Below are 16,785 nucleotides of genomic sequence, written 5' to 3' on the forward strand. Positions count from 1 at the left end.
GTGCGTGGCGGGTACGGGCCGCGTACGCAAGGCCGCGTACGTAACTGAGACAACCGTGGGAGACACCCGGTGAGTTCCCCAGATGGACACGTTCGCCCAGAGCGGAGCGCCGCCCGCGGCGGTACGGGACCGGTGGTCGCCGTCACCGGTGCCGCGTCCGGCGTCGGGCTCGCGCTGGCCCGCCGCCTGACCGAGTCCGACCAGGTCAGGAAGGTGCTGGCGATCGACGAGCGGCGCGGGGAGGTGCCCGAGGCGGCGTGGCGCGTGCTCGACGTGCGCGACCCGGCCATCGCCGAGCGGCTGCGCGGCGCGGACGTGGTGGTGCACCTCGCGGTGGACCTCGACCTGGAGTCCGACCCCAAGGCCCGCTCGGCCTTCAACGTGCGCGGCACCCAGACCGTGCTCACCGCCGCCGCGGCGGCCGGGGTGCGCCGGGTCGTGCTGTGCACCTCCGCGATGGTCTACGGGGCCCAGGCCGACAACGACGTGCCGCTCGCCGAGGACGCGCCGCTGCGCGCCACGTCCGAGGCCAGCTTCGTCGACGATCTGCTGGAGATCGAGCGGCTGGGCCGCCGCGCCCCCCGCGCGCACCCCGGGCTGAACGTCACGATCCTGCGCCCCGCGGTGCTGGTCGGTGGCACAGACACCGCCCTGACCAGGTATTTCGAGTCGCCACGGCTGCTGGTCGTCGCGGGCAGCCGCCCCTGCTGGCAGTTCTGCCACGTCGAGGACCTGGTGTCGGCGCTCGAATACGCGGTGCTGGAGAAGGTCGAGGGGGAGATGGCCGTCGGCTGCGACGGCTGGCTGGAGCAGGAGGAGGTCGAGGAGCTGAGCGGCATCCGGCGCATGGAACTGCCGCCCGCCATCGCTTTCGGCGCCGCCTCCCGGCTGCACCGGCTGGGGCTGACACCCTCGCCCGCGGGCGACCTCGCCTACACCATGCACCCGTGGGTGGTCAGCGGCAGCAGGCTGCACGAGGCGGGCTGGCGGCCGCGGTGGACCAACGAGGAGGTGCTCGCCGAGCTGCTCAAGGAGGTCGCGGGCCGCAACTCGGTGGCCGGGCGGCGGCTCGGCCGCAAGGACGCCACGACGCTGGGCGCGGCGGGCGCCACGGTCGCGCTGGTCGGCACGGCGGCGCTGGTCCGCCGGGCGCGCAAGCGGCGCGGCATCTGAGCGGGCGGGACCGGGGGCGGGACGGGGCACGGGCGGGCAGCGGGGGAGGCGGGGGGAGGCCGGGGGAGGCGGGGCCGCACCGGAAGCGGCTTTCCGCGGCGCGGGAGGATGAGGAAGCATGGCTGGTATGACACCCACCGACCCCGCCGACCGCAGTGACGCCGCCGACCGTGGAGGAACGGCCGCCGACCGCGGGGGAGCGGCCGCCGACCGCGGGGGAGCGGCCGACCGCACCGACGCCGCCGGGCCGATCCGGCTGCTGGCCGTCCGCGACACCCCGCTGTCCGTGGACGAGGTCGTCACGGCGGTCGGCGACGACGCGGCGGGCGGTACGACGCTGTTCGTCGGGACGGTGCGCGACCACGACGGCGGCGCCCGCGCCGCGGTGACCGGGCTGACGTACACCGCGCACCCCACCGCGCAGGAGGCGCTGCGCCAGGTCGCGGAGAAGGTCGCGACCGACTTCCCGGTCACGGCGCTGGCCGCCGTCCACCGGGTGGGCGAACTGCGGGTCGGCGACCTCGCGGTGATCGTCGCGGTGTCGTGCCCGCACCGGGGCGAGGCCTTCGCGGCGAGCCGCAGGCTCATCGACGACCTCAAGAGCCAGGTGCCGATCTGGAAGCAGCAGACCTTCGCCGACGGCACCGAGGAGTGGGTCGGCGTCTGACCGCCCCGTCCCGCGCCGCGGGCGGTCGGCTGCCAGGGGGAATTCCGGTTGCGTAACCCCGCGCCCCGGCCGAGCGTTGACCTGGTGGGTGGTTAATCTGCTCATAGGTCGGTATGTGACGATTTCGTCATGCGTCGGGTCGGGAGTTCGCCGTGGCGGCACTTGCGTGGTTGGTCATTCCCCTGTTCGGTGTGCTGGTCGCCGTGGTCTGGGCGCGCTGGGCGGCCCGCGGCCGCACCAACTCCGACGGCGCGTCACTGGCGGGCTACGAGCGTTTCCGCACGGCCATGCAGCCCGGCGAGCGGCCGCAGCTGACGATCGGCAAGGGCGAGACGGACGAGACCGACGCCGAGCCCGTCTGAGGCCCGCCCGGCTACCCTTCCGGGCTCACCCGGGGGGCCGGACCGCACACCGGTCACGTACTGTCGTTCCATGCCCAGTCGTACCGCGACGCTGATCACCTCGACGCTCACGCTGATAGCGCTGCTCGGCGTCGCGCTGCTCGTCCCGACGCCCTACTCGGAGATGTCACCCGGCCCCACGGTGAACACCCTGGGGACCTACGGCGGCGACACCGTGATCCAGATCTCGGGGCGCAAGACCTACCCCGCCGACGGGCACCTGAACATGACCACGGTCCGGGTCACCGGGGCCGACTACCACATGAACCTGGTCGAGTCGGTCTTCGGCTGGCTGCGGCACGACGACAAGGTCGTCGAGCACGACACGCTCTACCCCAAGGGCCAGACGGCCGAGCAGGCCGACCAGCAGAACGCCGAGGAGTTCACGCAGTCGCAGGACAGCGCCAAGGTGGCGGCGCTGAAGGAGCTGAACATCCCCGTCCCGTCCCGCGTCGTGGTGGCCGCGGTGGTCAGCGGCGGCGCCTCGCAGGGCGTGCTGCACGCCGGCGACGTGATCAAGGCCGTCGACGGCACCGAGGTCAAGCAGCCGGACGACGTGGCGACGCTGGTCACCAAGCACAAGCCGGGCGAGCCGGTGGTCTTCACCGTCGTCCCCGCGGCGCAGGCCAAGGGCAAGGCGGTGGACGACGTGCCCGGCGAGAAGGTCACGGTCACCGCCCGGCAGTCCGCCGACACCGGGCCCAAGCGGGCCGTGGTGGGCATCCAGGCCGGGGTCGAGCACCTCTTCCCGTTCGCCATCGACATCAAGCTCGCGGACGTCGGCGGCCCGAGCGCGGGGACGATGTTCGCCCTGGGCATCATCGACAAGCTGACCCCCGGCAACATGACCGGCGGCCACTTCGTCGCGGGCACCGGCACGATCGACGACGACGGCACTGTCGGGCCGATCGGCGGCATCAGCCTCAAGACGATCGGCGCCCGCAACAAGGGCGCCCAGTACTTCCTGACGCCCGCCGACAACTGCGGTGAGGCCGCCAAGGACATCCCCGGCGGCCTCACCCTGGTCAAGATCACGACCCTGGACGACGCGGTGCAGGCGCTGGCGAACATCAAGTCCGGCAACACCAAGGCGCTGCCCAGCTGCACGAAGAGCTGACGCACCGCCGCACCCGCGGCAGTAAGCGCAGCCCCCGGCCGTATGCGCAGCCCGTCACATACGTGCCGCCCGTGGCGGTACGCGCCCGCGCTACGCCTCGAACGTCGCCGACAGCGCGTCCGCGAGCCCCGGCACCAGGCCGCCGCCGGTCAGCACCTCCGACGCGGTGTCCTTCGACCGCAGCCGCACCGCCGACTCGCGCGCGCCGTCCCGCAGCACCGCGACCGTCATGCGCACCTCCTGCCGCTCCGGGTGCGCGGCCACCCAGGCGGACAGCGACGCGTCGTCCATGCCCTTCGGGATCGCCGCCTCGGCGGACGGCGGCAGCATCAGCCGCTCCACGGTCAGGGCGCAGCCGGTGATCACGTCGGGCCAGGCGATGGTGGCCAGGAACTCGTCGAGCGGCGCGCCCTCCGGCAGCTCGTCCTGCTCGATCGGGGTGAGGGCCCCCGCGGCGGCGGCCGCCTCCTCGCCCGCCAGGCCGAGCTGCGCGGCGAGCGCGGGCTCCTGGGCCCTCAGCTGCGCGGTGTCGACAAGGGCGAACAGCCGGGCGGGCTGGTCCCAGCCGAGGCCGGAGGCGTAGTCGTCGATCTCCAGGACGGCACGGGTCAGCGGGTTCGCCGCGAGCGGCGTTCCATCGGTCGCGTTGTTGGACATGGTGCGTATCCTCCCCCTTCCCCTGCCGGAATCGGGAACCGGCCAAAGCGTGGTGAAGTTGCATGTGTGGGAGTCCGACCCGGGACCAGCGGACAAAAGCCGACATTCGCCACTATTCGAGGTGCGCAACCCTTGGTATTCCAGATGCCCGACCGCGGCGGCGCGGGGGCGGCAGGGCACAGCCGGAGGCCCGTGCGCCGCTCCCGCGCGGCCGTCGCGCTCATCGTGGTCCTCGGTGTCCTGGCTGTGCTGATGACCGGGCTCGTCACCTTCTCGGGCCTGTGGACCGACCTGCTCTGGTACCGCTCGGTGCACTACTCCTCGGTCTTCTCCACCATGACCCGCACCAAGGCCGCGCTCTTCGTCGGCTTCGGCCTGCTGATGGCCCTCGGCGTCGGCCTGAACATGTACCTCGCCTACCGGCTGCGCCCGCCGCTGAGCGCCATGTCCAGCGAGGAGCAGAGCCTGGACCGCTACCGGATGGGCCTGGCGCCCTACCGGGTGTGGGTGCTCACCGGGATCTGCGGGGCCCTCGGCATCATCTCGGGCAGCGCGGCGGCCACCCAGTGGCGCTCCTGGCTGCTGATGGCGCATTCGACGCCCTTCCACACCAAGGACCCGCAGTTCCACAAGGACGTGTCCTTCTACACCTTCCAGCTGCCCTGCTACCGCTTCCTCGTCGGCTTCGGCTTCGCGGTCGTCGTACTCTCCCTCGTCGCCGCCGCGGTGGTGCACTACCTCTACGGCGGGGTGCGCCTCACCTCGCCGGGTGCGCGCGCCACCGGGGCCGCCACCGCGCACCTGGCGATCCTGCTGGGCCTGTTCGTGTCCCTCAAGGCCGCCGCCTACTGGCTGGACCGCTACGCCCTGGCCGTGCGCTCCGGCGGCTACCGCACCGCCCGCGGCTGGACGGGCCTGCGCTACGTCGACGCCAACGCCTACCTGCCGGCCAAGACGATCCTCTGCGGCATCGCCGTGATCTGCGCGCTGCTCTTCTTCGCCACCGCGTGGCGCCGCACCTGGACGCTGCCGACCGTCGGCTTCGGCCTGATGGTGCTCTCGGCGATCCTCATCGGTGGGCTCTACCCGGCCGTCATGCAGAAGTTCCAGGTGCTGCCGCACGAGTCCGCCAAGGAGGCGCCCTACGTGCAGAAGAACCTGGACGCGACCCGGGCCGCGTACGGCCTGGCGGACGCCCAGGTCACGCAGTACCCGGCCGCCCCCGCGTCGTCCACCGCCACCGACGCCGCCGGGACGGGCGCCGCCGACGGCAGCCTGCGCCAGCAGGCCGCCGACGCGGCGAGCCCCACGGTGCTGGACCCCAAGGTGGTCTCGCCCGCCTTCCAGACGCTCCAGCGCGGCAGCTCCTCCTACGAGTTCCCCTCCACCCTGGACGTCGACCACTACCAGGACGGCGGCACCAGCAAAGACACCGTCGTCGGCGTCCGCGAACTCAACAGCGACGGCATACCGCACGGCGACTGGACCGACGACCACCTCGTCTACACCCACGGGTACGGCGTCGTCACCGCCGACGGCAGCACGACCAGCAGCGACGGCACCCCGCTCTTCGGCGACCAGGACACCAGCGCGCTCGGCCCCTCCGGCGACTACCAGCAGCGGATCTACTTCGGCGAGCAGACCCGGCAGTACGCCATCGTCGGCGGCGGCACCCAGGAGATGGACTACCCCGGCGGCACCAAGGGCGGCGGGACGACCACCTACCAGGGCAAGGGCGGTGTCAGCCTCAGCAACCCGCTCACGCGCGCCGCGTACGCGATCAGCCTCGGCGAGCCGCGCATCATGTACTCCGACGCCATCGGCAAGAACGCGAAGATCCTCTACAACCGCACCCCCAAGGAGCGCGTCGCGGCCGTCGCGCCCTGGCTGACGATCGACGGCGACCCCTACCCCACGGTGGTCGGCGGCAAGGTGCTGTGGGTCGTGGACGGCTACACCACGAGCGACGACTACCCCTACGCCAGCCGCACCACCCTCGCCGACGCGACGTCCGACTCGCTCACCGACAACCGCCGCCAGGTCCTGGGCGGGCAGAACGAGGTCAACTACATCCGCAACTCGGTGAAGGCCACCGTCGACGCCTACGACGGCACGGTCACCCTCTACCAGTGGGACGAGCAGGACCCGGTGCTCAAGACCTGGATGAAGGCCTTCCCGCACACCGTCGAACCCAAGGCGGCCATCCCCGCCGGGCTGCTGCCCCACCTGCGCTATCCGCAGGACCTGTTCAAGGTGCAGCGCGAGATGCTCACGACCTACCACGTCACCAAGGCCGCGGACTTCCGCGCGCCCGGCCAGGTGTGGGACGTGCCGGACGACCCGGCGGCGGCCAAGGCCGGCAAGGCGGTGCCGCCGTACTACCTGGATCTGCGGATGCCCGGCGGCAGCGGCGGCGGAAGCGGCACGAGCGCCAAGACGTATTCGCTCACCAGCACCTTCACTCCCGCCAAGGGGGAGAACATGAGCGCGTTCATGGCCGTGGACGCCGACGCCACCAGCCCCGACTACGGCACGATCCGGCTGCTGCGGATATCCGCGGGGGCGGACGCGGACGGCCCGGCGGCCGTCCAGTCCGCGATCGACGCGGCGGGCCGCTCCGCCCCGGCCGCCGACCAGCTCACCCGCCTCGGCGCCGACTCCACCGTCGTCCACGGCAACCTGCTGACCATCCCGCTGGACCGCGGCCTGCTCTACGTCGAGCCGGTCTACGCGCGCGCAGCCAAGGCGGACTACCCGCAGCTGGTCAGCGTCGCCGCCGTCTACGGCGACCGCACCAGCTACCGGCCGACGCTCGACCAGGCCCTCGACGACCTCCTCGGACCCGCCGCGTCCAAGACCGCCGCCACACCCGGGACGGACCAGGACGCCACGCTCGACCAGGCCCTCGACGACGCGCAGCAGGCCTACGCCGACCGGCAGGCCGCCGAGCGCAAGGGCGACCGGGCCGCCTACGACGCCGCCCAGCGACGGCTGGACGCGGCGCTGTCGAAGGCGCGCACGGCGGAGAAGGCCACGGCGACCCCCGAGGCTCCGGCGACCCCCGAGGCTCCGGCGACGCCCGAGGCTCCGGCGGAGCAGCCCACGGCCACCCCGGGGGTTTCCGCGGGGGCGGGTGGAAAAGACTGAAAGAGCGGCGGGCACTCCGTGATACGGTGAGAACACAACGACGCGGGGTGGAGCAGCTCGGTAGCTCGCTGGGCTCATAACCCAGAGGTCGCAGGTTCAAATCCTGTCCCCGCTACCAATCGAGACCCCCTCCGGCTTCCGGCCGGAGGGGGTCTCGTGCGTGGTGGGCGTCCCGTCGGGCGACCCCCGCTCGTGCGGGGCGCGGCGGCGCGGGCCCGCCGCTTCCGCGCTGCGGCAGACGGGTGATGACGGAGCGTGAACGCCCGTGACGCGGAGGTGCGAAGCTCTGCTAGATTGCCCTCGAGCGATCGACGCGGGGCGCAGTGGCCCGGCGAACGCGCGGCGTACCGGGCTCGCGGCCCGGAAAACCGCGGGTCCGCTGCCAGTCCCTGCTGCCGCATGAACTAGGCCCGAAGTCAAGCGACTTCGGGCCTCTTCGCTTGTTCGGATGAATCCGGGGAAGGAGCGTTTCGTGTGACGCCATGTCGGGAAGTCGACAAAACGCTGTAGAGACCGGCGGGTTGGGGTATACCAGGTGTACGCCGTTAGCGGGTGGTGCGACGATGGAGCTCATGGGGGATGGTGCAAGACTGCTGAACACTCGTCAGAACCGTGGTCGCCACGGTCCGGCGGGCGAGCTCGTGCTGCCCGCCGCCACTGACCCGAGCGCCCCGGAGGCCCCGGCCCCGGGCGCGCCCGCCGCCGTGCCCGCCGGCCCGGCCGCCCCGCTCACCATTACGGCACCCGTCGCCGCCCTGGTCCCCGCCCCGCGCCCCGCCGAGCCCGGCGTCCTCGCCGAGGGTGCCTTCGCCGGGAAGACGCCCGAGCGCGGTACCGCGCTGCCCGCCGGACAGGGCGCGGGTGCGGGCGTACCCGCCGGGGTGCCCACCGCGCTCACCGCCTCCGACATCGCGCGGGCCGCCGGACCGGCGCCCGCCGCGGCCGAGGCGGACGCCGACACGCCCTTCGAGCTGCCCGACGAGGACACCCTCGCGCTGCGCGAGGAAGCCGAGATAGAGGCCCGTCACCGGCGCGCCGCCGAACGCGGCGACCCCGGCGCGATGAGCGCGCTCGGCACCTTGCTGCTGCGCCGCGGCGACCTCGACGGCGCCGAACCGTACCTGCGCGCCGCCGTCCAGCACGGCGACCGCGCCGCCGCCAACAACCTGGGCCTGCTGCTGCACCAGCGCGGCCGTGCCGACGAGGCCGCCGGATGGTGGCGCATCGCCGCCGTCGCCGGTTCCGCCGCGGCCGCGCACGCCCTCGGGCGGCACTACCGCGAACGCGGCGACGAGCCCGGCGCCGAGTACTGGCTGCGCCAGGCCGCCGAGTCCGGCCACGTCCTGGGCGCCTACGCGCTCGCCGACCTGCTCGACCACCGCCGCGACGGCGCCGCCGAGCGGTGGTTCCGCGCCGCCGCCGAGCACGGCCACCGCGAGGCCGCCTACCGCCTCGCCCGCTTCTGCGCGGCCCGCGGCGAGAGCCACGAGGCCGAGCAGTGGTTCCGACAGTCCGCCGCCCGCCGCCACCGCCGCGCCGCCCTGCGGCTCGGCAACCTGCTGGAGGAGCGCGGCGAGACCAAGGAGGCCGCGCACTGGTACCTCACCGCCGCGCGCGACGGCGAGGCCAAGGCCGCGTGCGCCCTCGGCTTCCTGCTGCGCGACGCCGGCGACCTCGACCAGGCCGCCACCTGGTGGCGCCGCGCCGCCCAGGCGGGGGACGGCAACGCGGCCAACGCGCTCGGCGCGCTGCACGCCCAGGAGGGCGAGCCGCAGACCGCCGAGCGGTGGTACCGCGCCGCCCTGGACGCCGGCGACATCAACGGGGCCTACAACCTCGGCCTGCTCTGCGCCGGTCAGGGCCGCGCCCCGCAGGCCGAGCAGTGGTACCGCAAGGCCGCCTACGCCGGACACCGCGAGGCCGCCAACGCGCTCGCCGTCCTGCTGCTCCAGCACGGCGACGCGGACGGCGCCGAGCCGTGGTTCTCCAAGGCCGCGGAGGCCGGCAGCATCGACGCCGCCTTCAACCTCGGCATCCTCCACGCCGGGCGCGACGAGCCCGCCGCCGCGCGGATCTGGTACGACCGTGCCGCCGCGGCCGGGCACGCCGGAGCCGCCCTCCAGGTGGCCATCGCCCTGCAGCACGAGGGCGACCACCACGGCGCCGAACGCCACCTGCGGTGCGCCGCGGGCGGCGGCAGCCCCGAGGCGGCCTTCCGCCTCGGCGCGCTGCTCGACGCCCGCGCCCGCGAGTTCGAGGGCGCGGAGGTCTTCGGCGACGAGGCGGCGGAATGGTACGAGCGGGCGGCGCGGCAAGGGCACAGCCGCGCGCAGGTCCGGCTCGGCATGACCGCCGCGCAGCGCGGCGACATCGAGCTGGCCGCGCACTGGTACCGCCTGGCGGCGGAGGCCGGTTCGCGCAACGGGGCTTTCAACCTCGGCCTGCTGCTGGCCCGCGAGGGCAGCGAGCCCGAGGCCGCGCTGTGGTGGACCCGCGCCGCCGACGCGGGCCACGGCCGCGCGGCCCTGCGCCTCGCCCTGCTCTCCGCCCGCCACGGGCGCCTCGCCGACGCGCAGACCTGGTGCGCCCGCGCGGTGGCCTGCGGCCCGGCCGAGGTCGCCGAACGCGCCACCCGCCTGACGGCGGCCCTGACGAGCGAACTCACGGCGTAGCCCCGCGGGGGCGGGTCGGGCTCACGCCTGCGCCGCGGGGGCGGGCCGGGCTCACGCCTGCGCCGCGGGGCGCCTCACGGCGCAGGCGCGGCCTGAATCGTCCGCCCCGCGGCCCAGCGGATTTGCGCTGATCAAAAGCCCTCCGCTAAGGTAAAAGCACAACGACGCGGGGTGGAGCAGCTCGGTAGCTCGCTGGGCTCATAACCCAGAGGTCGCAGGTTCAAATCCTGTCCCCGCTACCACGGACGAAGGCCCGGAGGCATCTGCCTCCGGGCCTTCGTTTTTTGTTCTGCTTCGGGCAAAGTCCGGGCATATCAGGTGGAGGCGGGCACCCCGAAAGGGAATGCTGAAGAGAGGATGAACTGACGGATCCTCAGGAGGCGCGCGTGTGGCGGTGGCTGCGGAGTCGGGATCGGCGCGATCGGGGCACGGCGGCCGCCGAGGCCGGCGCACGCTGGGCCGCGTGGTGCCGGGAGGTGGAGTGCGGCCGGGCCGCGGACGCGGAGGTGCTGCTCCACCGGTTGCTCGATCTGCCCGCCCAGGGCGCACCGTTCGAGCGTGCGGCCGCCCTTGCCGCGCTGAGCGCGGCCCCGCCCCGGCTGCTGCTGCGCCTCGACCGTGCCGCTCGCCGCGCCGACACCCCGCAGGCGGCGGGCTGGGACGTACTCGCCCTGCTCCTGCGGTCGTTCGCGCCCGACGGCCGGGTACGGGAGGCCGCCGTCACGGGGCTGGCCGACCGCGGCGGGCCCGCGGCCGCCGCGGGCCTGGCGCTGCGCAGCGCGGACTGGGTCGAGCCCGTACGGACCCGGGCGACGGCCGCGCTGCTCGCCCGCAGCGCCCCCGACGAGGTGGCCGCCGCCGTCCGCGTGCTGCTGCGGCTCGCGGGCCGCCGCCGTACGGGTGCGCTGCTCAGCGACTACCGCGGGCTGCTGTGCCGCCCCCCGTACCGGCGGGCCCTGCGGGCGCTCGCGGCGGATCCGGACGGGCCCGCCCGTCGCTTCGGCCTCGCACTCGCCGTGGAGGTGGGGGAGTACGCGTGCGGCGACCTGCTCAGCACGGCGCTGCACCACCACGACCACGAGTGCCGCACGCTGTGCGCGCAGCGCCTGCTCGACCTCGACCCCGGCCAGGCGGCCCGGCTCCTCCAGGCCCGCGACGCGGGGGTGCGTGAACTCGCGGTCTCGGCGCTGCCCCTGGACGTGCCCGCGACCCGACTGGTCGCCCCGCTCGCGGACCGCGCGCGCATCGTACGGGCGACAGCCCGCTGGCTGCTGTACGGGCGCGGTGAGCCGCCCTCCGCGGTCTACCGGCGGCAGATCGCCCGCGCGGGACGGACGACACCCGCCCGGCACCTGGCCGGCCTCGCGGCCGGGCTCGGGGAGTGCGGGGACGCGGGGGACGTGCCCGTGCTCATGCGGCTGCTGGACCGGCGGCGGTCCGCGCCCGCGGCGGTGCGGCGTGCCGCGGTCCACGCGGTGGGGCGGCTGGCGCCGCGGGCCGAACTCGTGGCCCTGCTCGGGCCGCTGGCCCACGACTCCGACCCCGGGGTCGCCCGGGAGGTCTTCGCCGCGTTCGCCGCGCGGGCCGCGGGCGGGGTCCCGGCGGAGATCCGCTGGCTCGGTTCCGTCCGCCCCGAACCCGCGGTCCGCCGCGCCGCGGCCCGCCTGTGAACTCTGCCGCGCGGGGCGAGCGTTCTCGGGGCGCGGCCCCTCCGCGGGGGGAGGTCCTACACCGCGACCGGCGAGCCGGCGGCAGCCCAGACACGGAGGATGTCGCGGACGGAGACGACGCCGACCGGGGCGGGGCCGTCGAGGACGATGAGGTGGCGGAACCCGCCGCGGACCATCGCGGCGGCCGCCTCCTCCAGCGTCCACTGGGGCGCGGCGAAGACGACGTCGGTCGTCGTGTGGGCGTGGGCCGGTTCCTCGTCGGGGCTCATGCCCGCGCCGACCGCGTCGAGGACGTCGCGTTCGGTGAGGATGCCGAGCCCGCAGGCGTCGTTGTCGGCGTCGAGGACGATGGCCGCGCCGACCCGGCGGGCGGACATCAACTGGGCGGCCTGGCGGAGCGTGTGTGCGGGGCCGATGGTGAGAACCACCGTGCTCATCGCGTCGCGGACCAGCATGGGTAGGGCACCTCCTGGCTGTGCGGCGGACATGCGTGCCGGACCGGCTGCGTTCCTGTGGAATGCCCGTGAAAGCCTTCACAAGTTCACAAGCGGCGGCGCTTACATAGTTACACGCACGGCCCGCGGAGGGAAGGAGGCGCGCGGCGCCCGCGGCCCGCGCGCGGAGGTGCTCTCCCGGCGCGGCGCGCTCCTCCGCGCCGGGGGTGGGGTCAGGAGTCGCCCAGGTAGCCCAGCAGCTCGTCGTGCAGCAGGCCGTTCGAGGCGGCCGCGTTGCCGCCGAAGGGGCCCGGCGTCCCGGCCAGGGAGGTGAAGCGGCCGCCCGCCTCGCGGACGATCACGTCGTTCGCCGCCATGTCCCACAGGCTCAGCTCGGGTTCGGCGCAGATGTCGACGGAGCCCTCGGCCACCATCATGTAGGGCCAGAAGTCGCCGTAGCCGCGGGTCCGCCAGCAGTTGCGGGACAGGTGGAGGAAGTTGTCGAGGCGGCCCAGGTCCTCCCAGCCGCCGAGCGAGGCGTACGCGAAGGACGCGTCCTCCAGGCGGTTGACCTTCGAGACGTGGATGCGGCTCGCGGAGGTCAGGCTGCGCCCGGTGAACGCGCCGCTGCCCGCGGCGGCCCACCAGCGGCGGCCGAGCGCCGGGGCGGAGACCAGGCCGACCACGCCCTCGTCGCCCTGCTCGCCGCGCACCACGAGCGCGATCAGGGTGGCCCACACGGGCACCCCGCGCACGTAGTTCTTCGTGCCGTCGATGGGGTCGACGATCCAGCGGCGCGAACCGGCGCCGTCGGTCCTGCCGTACTCCTCGCCGAGCACCGCGTCGCGCGGCCTGGCACGGGCGAGCTGCCCGCGGATCAGCTCCTCGGCCTCCTTGTCGGCCTCGCTGACCGGCGTCAGGTCCGGCTTGGTCTCGACCTTGAGGTCGAGTGCCCGGAAGCGGGCCATGGTCGCGGCGTCGGCGGCGTCGGCCAGCACATGGGCGAGCCGAAGGTCGTCGTTGTAGTCGGGCATGTGCCGAACAGTAGCGCGGCGGGGTGCGCGCCCGGCCGCCACCGGCCCGTGACGCGAGGCCTTGACAGGCCCTGGTGGTGCGTCAATTCTCCCCGTACGGCCTGTCCGTCCGACCCGCCGCCCGCCGTGGCGGCCCGGAGGCACCGCCTGGAGGCGCCGATGCCTACCGCGCGAGACGCACTCATGGACGCTGCCTTCGCCGCGCTCGGCGACAGGCCCTGGGCGGCGGTGCGCATGACCGAGGTGGCCGCCGCGGCCGGGGTGTCCCGGCAGACCCTCTACAACGAGTTCAGCAGCAAGGACGGCCTGGCCAAGGCGCTCGCCCGGCGCGAGACCGAGGACTTCCTGACGGGCCTGGACGGCGCGCTGGCCTCGGCCCGGTGCGCGGGCGCCGACGCGGGGGAGTGCTTCGCGGCCGCCGCGCGGTGGACGCTGCGCAGCGCCCGCCGCAGCCCGCTGCTGCACGCCGCGCTGACCGGGCCGGGCCCGGCGGGCTCCCCGGTCCCCGGCGCCGGGCTGGTGGCCGCGGTGCACGCCCGTACGGTCGCCGTCCTGGTCGACGGCTGCCCGCGGCTGCTCCCGGAGGACGTCGGCTGGGCGTGCGAGGCGGCGCTGCGGCTCACGCTGTCGTACGTGATCGCGCCGGCCGCCGACGACGAGGAGTCGTGCCTGCGGATCGGCCAGCTGATCCGCGGCCTGCTCGACCCGCCCGCACACGGCCGCAGGTGACGCGGCCGCGGGTGGCGCGGCCGTACGCGATGCGGCCGTACGCGACGCGGCCGTACGTGGCGGGACCGGAGCGACCGGCCGCCGGTGTCAGTGCGAGGAGCCGGAGATCTGCAGGCCGATGACGCCGACGATGACCAGCGAGATCGAGGCGAGCTTGAGCGACGAGACCAGGTCGCCCAGGAAGGCCATGCCGTAGATCGCGGTGCCCGCGGCGCCGATGCCGGTCCACACCGCGTAGGCGGGGCCGACGTCCAGCTTCTTCAGAGACAGCGTCAGCAGTCCGAAGGAGGCGAGCGCGAACGCCGCGAAGGCGATCGTCGGCCACAGCCTGGTGAAGCCGTGGGACAGCTTCAGGCAGACCGCGAAGCCGGTCTCCATGAGACCCGCGACCACCACCAGGAGCCAGGCCATCCGGGCGCCTCCGTTTCGGCTCGTTCGTCGGCTCGTTCACCGCGCGCGGCACGCAGCTGTCGCACCGCCGCGCACGCGGGTTGCTGCCGCTCGTCCCCACGTGCGCTGCCGATCATCACACAGCGCGGCCGAAAGTGGAGCGGACGCCCAAACCGTACCGGTCAGTCGCCCTCGCGCCGCTCCCGGGTGGCCAGCAGGCGGCGCAGCGAGTCGAGCCGGGCCGGTTCGGCGTGTCCGGCGACCACCCAGGCGTCCAGCGCGCAGTCTTTCTCGTCGTGCGAGCAGCCGCGCGGGCAGTCCACCGTGCCGGGCTCCAGGTCCGGGAAGGCGTGGATGACACGGGAGGGGTCGATGTGGTGCAGCCCGAAGGAGCGTACGCCGGGGGTGTCGATCACCCATCCGGCCTCGCCCTCCGGCCCGTCGCCGGGCAGCGGCAGGGCCAGCGCGGAGGTGGTGGTGTGCCGGCCGCGGCCGGTGACCGCGTTGACGTGGCCGGTCGTGCGCTGCCGCTCCACCAGCGCGTTGACCAGCGTGGTCTTGCCGACGCCGCTGTGTCCGACGAAGGCGGTGACGCGTCCGGCGAGCAGCTCGCGCACCGCGTCCGCGCCCCCGGTCGGCAGGGTGTCGCGGCTGGTCACGACGTAGTCCAGGTCCAGGGCGCCGTACGTCTCCAGCAGCGGGCCGGGCGGGGCGAGATCGGACTTGGTGAGCACCAGCAGCGGCCGCAGCCCGGCGTCGTACGCGGCGACCAGGCAGCGGTCGATCATGCGGGGGCGCGGCTCGGGGTCGGCCAGTGCGGTGACGATGGCCAGCTGGTCGGCGTTGGCGACCACGACGCGCTCGTAGGGGTCGGTGTCGTCCGCGGTGCGGCGCAGCACCGAACGGCGCTCCTCGACCCGGACGATGCGGGCGAGCGTGTCCTTGGCGCCCGACAGGTCGCCGACGACCGCGACCCGGTCGCCGACCACCGCGGACTTGCGGCCCAGCTCCCGCGCTTTCATCGCGGTGATCTCGCGGTCGCCGACGAGGACGGTGAGCCGCCCGCGGTCGACGGTGAGCACCATGCCCTCGGCGGCGTCCGCGTGCTGCGGGCGGATGTTGGTCCGCGGGCGGCTGCCCTTGCGGTTGGGGCGGACTCTGACGTCGTCCTCGTCCGGGTTCTTGCCGTAACGCCGCACTGCTCAGCCCCGCCCCGCCGTACCCGTACGGCCGCCGGGACCGGCGGCCTTCTCTGCCTGGGCCGCGGCGGCCCCGCCCGTCGCGTCGCCCTCGGCCACGTCGCCGCCGCCCAGCATCGCCGTCCACAGCTCGGGGAAGTCCGGCAGGGTCTTGCCGGTCGTCGCCACGTTCTCCACCCAGATCCCGTCCACGGCCAGGCCCAGCACGGCCGCCGCGGTGGCCAGCCGGTGGTCGTCGTACGTGCGGAACTCGCCGCCGTGCAGCGGGCGGGGGCGGATGCGCAGCCCGTCCGGGGTCTCGTCGACGTCGCAGCCGAGCGCGCCCAGTTCCTTGGCGAGCGCCGCGAGCCGGTCGGTCTCGTGCAGTCGCAGATGGGCGATGCCGGTCAGTTCCGACGGATCCTCGGCCAGCGCCGCGACGGCCGCGATCACCGGGGTCAGTTCGCCGACCGCGCCGAGGTCGGCGGTGATGCCGCGGATCCGGCCGGTGCCGCGGAAGGTCAGCGCGCCGTCGCTCTGCTCGTACGCGCCCCCCATCCGGGTGAAGATCTCCCGCAGCGCGTCACCCGGCTGGGTGGTGCGGCGCGGCCAGCCCGGCACGGTGACCTTGCCGCCGGTCACGAGCGCGGCGGCGAGGAAGGGCGCGGCGTTGGACAGGTCCGGCTCCACCGTGAGGTCGCGCCCGAGCAGCGCGCCCGCGGTGACCCGCCAGACGTTCGGGGCGCCGCCGTCCTCCGGGGCGTCGACCCGGGCGCCGGCCTTGCGCAGCATGTCGACCGTCATCCGGATGTGCGGCACCGAGGGCAGGGTGCGGCCAGTGTGCCGCACCTCCAGGCCCTTGTTGAAGCGCGGCCCGGACAGCAGCAGCGCGCTGACGAACTGCGACGAGGACGACGCGTCGACGTCCACCGCGCCGCCGGTCAGCGACCCGGCCCCGTGCACCGTCAGCGGCAGCGAGCCGCGGCCCTCGTCGTCTATCCGCGCGCCCAGGGCGCGCAGCGCGTCGATCACGCCGTGCAGCGGGCGCTCGTACGCCCGGGCGTCGCCCTCGAAGCGGACCGGGCCGTCGGCGAGCGCGGCGACCGGCGGCAGGAAGCGCATCACCGTCCCGGCGTTGCCGACGTCCACGGTGGCCGGGCCGTACAGCCCGGCGGGGATGATCCGCCAGGCCTCGCCGCCGTCGGGGTTGACGGTCTCGTCGATCTGGACGCCCATGGCGCGCAGCGCCTCCGCCATCAGGACGGTGTCCCGGCTGCGCAGCGGGCGGCGCACCCATCCGGGTTCCGCGGAGTGCGCGGCGAGCACCAGGGCACGGTTGGTCACCGACTTCGATCCCGGCACCGTGACGGTCGCGTCAACGGCGCCCGGCGCGGTGGGGGCGGCCCACCAGAGGGGGGAGTGCGCGGCGCTGTCGCTCATGAGCCCCAGCGTAGTGGCTCGGGTACGGGGGGATAAGTTGGCGAATACGTCGAAACCTCCCGGAAACCTGCGGTCA

The 16,785-nt window shown here is 74.5% G+C and carries 14 protein-coding genes and 2 tRNA genes; 10 read left to right on the plus strand and 6 right to left on the minus strand.

The genetic code is table 11. From position 1 onward, the window contains the following. Positions 1–69: 69 nt before the first annotated feature. From ACH4PY_RS17935 to ACH4PY_RS17950, 4 genes are all read left to right on the plus strand, one after another. A complete protein-coding gene (locus tag ACH4PY_RS17935) occupies positions 70–1,173 on the plus strand; it encodes an SDR family oxidoreductase (protein WP_398182935.1) in 1,104 nt (367 codons plus the stop codon). A 127-nt stretch (positions 1,174–1,300) separates the two neighbouring features. Beyond that, positions 1,301–1,840, plus strand: coding sequence for a molybdenum cofactor biosynthesis protein MoaE (locus tag ACH4PY_RS17940; protein ID WP_398183415.1), 540 nt, complete (start codon positions 1,301–1,303; stop codon positions 1,838–1,840). Positions 1,841–2,010: 170 nt separating this feature from the next. Further along, the gene (locus ACH4PY_RS17945; RefSeq protein ID WP_398182938.1) at positions 2,011–2,202 is read left to right on the plus strand and encodes a hypothetical protein; all 192 of its coding nucleotides are present in this window, start codon (positions 2,011–2,013) and stop codon (positions 2,200–2,202) included. A 70-nt stretch (positions 2,203–2,272) separates the two neighbouring features. Continuing rightward, a complete protein-coding gene (locus ACH4PY_RS17950; RefSeq protein ID WP_398182941.1) occupies positions 2,273–3,358 on the plus strand; it encodes a PDZ domain-containing protein in 1,086 nt (361 codons plus the stop codon). A 90-nt stretch (positions 3,359–3,448) separates the two neighbouring features. On the opposite strand, the gene ACH4PY_RS17955 is transcribed toward ACH4PY_RS17950, so the two are convergent. Further along, positions 3,449–4,015, minus strand: coding sequence for a PPA1309 family protein (locus ACH4PY_RS17955; RefSeq protein WP_398182944.1), 567 nt, complete (start codon positions 4,013–4,015; stop codon positions 3,449–3,451). A 144-nt stretch (positions 4,016–4,159) separates the two neighbouring features. On the opposite strand from ACH4PY_RS17955, the gene ACH4PY_RS17960 reads away from it, so the two are divergent. The 5 genes from ACH4PY_RS17960 (at position 4,160) to ACH4PY_RS17980 (ending at position 11,504) form a co-directional block, all read left to right on the plus strand. Then, positions 4,160–7,162: a UPF0182 family protein gene (locus tag ACH4PY_RS17960; RefSeq protein WP_398183417.1), complete on the plus strand. Its 3,003-nt coding sequence runs from the start codon at positions 4,160–4,162 to the stop codon at positions 7,160–7,162. Positions 7,163–7,203: 41 nt separating this feature from the next. Then, positions 7,204–7,280, plus strand: a tRNA-Met gene (locus ACH4PY_RS17965). A gap of 454 nt (positions 7,281–7,734) precedes the next feature. Beyond that, on the plus strand, positions 7,735–9,834 hold the full coding sequence (locus ACH4PY_RS17970; RefSeq protein WP_398182946.1) for a tetratricopeptide repeat protein: 2,100 nt from the start codon (positions 7,735–7,737) through the stop codon (positions 9,832–9,834). 165 nt (positions 9,835–9,999) lie between these two features. Beyond that, positions 10,000–10,076, plus strand: a tRNA-Met gene (locus ACH4PY_RS17975). A 234-nt stretch (positions 10,077–10,310) separates the two neighbouring features. Further along, positions 10,311–11,504, plus strand: coding sequence for a hypothetical protein (locus tag ACH4PY_RS17980; RefSeq protein ID WP_398182949.1), 1,194 nt, complete (start codon positions 10,311–10,313; stop codon positions 11,502–11,504). Between the two features lie 56 nt (positions 11,505–11,560). On the opposite strand, the gene ACH4PY_RS17985 is transcribed toward ACH4PY_RS17980, so the two are convergent. Continuing rightward, on the minus strand, positions 11,561–11,959 hold the full coding sequence (locus ACH4PY_RS17985; protein WP_398182952.1) for a cyclic nucleotide-binding/CBS domain-containing protein: 399 nt from the start codon (positions 11,957–11,959) through the stop codon (positions 11,561–11,563). A 212-nt stretch (positions 11,960–12,171) separates the two neighbouring features. Continuing rightward, positions 12,172–12,972 (minus strand): histidinol-phosphatase, encoded by an 801-nt coding sequence (hisN, locus tag ACH4PY_RS17990; protein WP_398182955.1) that lies wholly within the window; start codon positions 12,970–12,972, stop codon positions 12,172–12,174. Positions 12,973–13,131: 159 nt separating this feature from the next. On the opposite strand from hisN, the gene ACH4PY_RS17995 reads away from it, so the two are divergent. Continuing rightward, positions 13,132–13,701, plus strand: a complete 570-nt coding sequence (locus ACH4PY_RS17995; RefSeq protein ID WP_398182958.1) for a TetR family transcriptional regulator — start codon at positions 13,132–13,134, stop codon at positions 13,699–13,701. An 87-nt stretch (positions 13,702–13,788) separates the two neighbouring features. Here the strand turns inward: ACH4PY_RS17995 and ACH4PY_RS18000 are convergent, their stop codons facing one another. The 3 genes from ACH4PY_RS18000 to aroA all read right to left on the minus strand — a co-directional run bounded on the left by ACH4PY_RS18000 (position 13,789) and on the right by aroA (position 16,709). Next, positions 13,789–14,112: a DMT family transporter gene (locus ACH4PY_RS18000; protein WP_398182961.1), complete on the minus strand. Its 324-nt coding sequence runs from the start codon at positions 14,110–14,112 to the stop codon at positions 13,789–13,791. Between the two features lie 161 nt (positions 14,113–14,273). Further along, complete coding sequence (rsgA, locus tag ACH4PY_RS18005) at positions 14,274–15,290, minus strand: ribosome small subunit-dependent GTPase A (RefSeq protein ID WP_398182964.1); 1,017 nt, start codon at positions 15,288–15,290, stop codon at positions 14,274–14,276. A 3-nt stretch (positions 15,291–15,293) separates the two neighbouring features. Beyond that, positions 15,294–16,709, minus strand: a complete 1,416-nt coding sequence (aroA, locus tag ACH4PY_RS18010) for a 3-phosphoshikimate 1-carboxyvinyltransferase (RefSeq protein WP_398182967.1) — start codon at positions 16,707–16,709, stop codon at positions 15,294–15,296. Positions 16,710–16,785 lie beyond the last annotated feature (76 nt).

This window comes from Streptomyces sp. NPDC021224 (assembly GCF_044332905.1).
Classification (GTDB): domain Bacteria; phylum Actinomycetota; class Actinomycetes; order Streptomycetales; family Streptomycetaceae; genus Actinacidiphila.

What these genes read in the sequence shown, in the direction of transcription:
- ACH4PY_RS17940 (WP_398183415.1), top strand. Translation starts at nt 1,301, where the DNA reads ATGACACCCACCGACCCCGCCGACCGCAGTGACGCCGCCGACCGTGGA.
- ACH4PY_RS17950 (WP_398182941.1), top strand. Translation starts at nt 2,273, where the DNA reads ATGCCCAGTCGTACCGCGACGCTGATCACCTCGACGCTCACGCTGATA.
- ACH4PY_RS17955 (WP_398182944.1), bottom strand. Translation starts at nt 4,015, where the DNA reads ATGTCCAACAACGCGACCGATGGAACGCCGCTCGCGGCGAACCCGCTG.
- ACH4PY_RS17960 (WP_398183417.1), top strand. Translation starts at nt 4,160, where the DNA reads ATGCCCGACCGCGGCGGCGCGGGGGCGGCAGGGCACAGCCGGAGGCCC.
- ACH4PY_RS17970 (WP_398182946.1), top strand. Translation starts at nt 7,735, where the DNA reads ATGGGGGATGGTGCAAGACTGCTGAACACTCGTCAGAACCGTGGTCGC.
- ACH4PY_RS17985 (WP_398182952.1), bottom strand. Translation starts at nt 11,959, where the DNA reads ATGCTGGTCCGCGACGCGATGAGCACGGTGGTTCTCACCATCGGCCCC.
- hisN (WP_398182955.1), bottom strand. Translation starts at nt 12,972, where the DNA reads ATGCCCGACTACAACGACGACCTTCGGCTCGCCCATGTGCTGGCCGAC.
- ACH4PY_RS17995 (WP_398182958.1), top strand. Translation starts at nt 13,132, where the DNA reads ATGCCTACCGCGCGAGACGCACTCATGGACGCTGCCTTCGCCGCGCTC.
- ACH4PY_RS18000 (WP_398182961.1), bottom strand. Translation starts at nt 14,112, where the DNA reads ATGGCCTGGCTCCTGGTGGTGGTCGCGGGTCTCATGGAGACCGGCTTC.
- aroA (WP_398182967.1), bottom strand. Translation starts at nt 16,709, where the DNA reads ATGAGCGACAGCGCCGCGCACTCCCCCCTCTGGTGGGCCGCCCCCACC.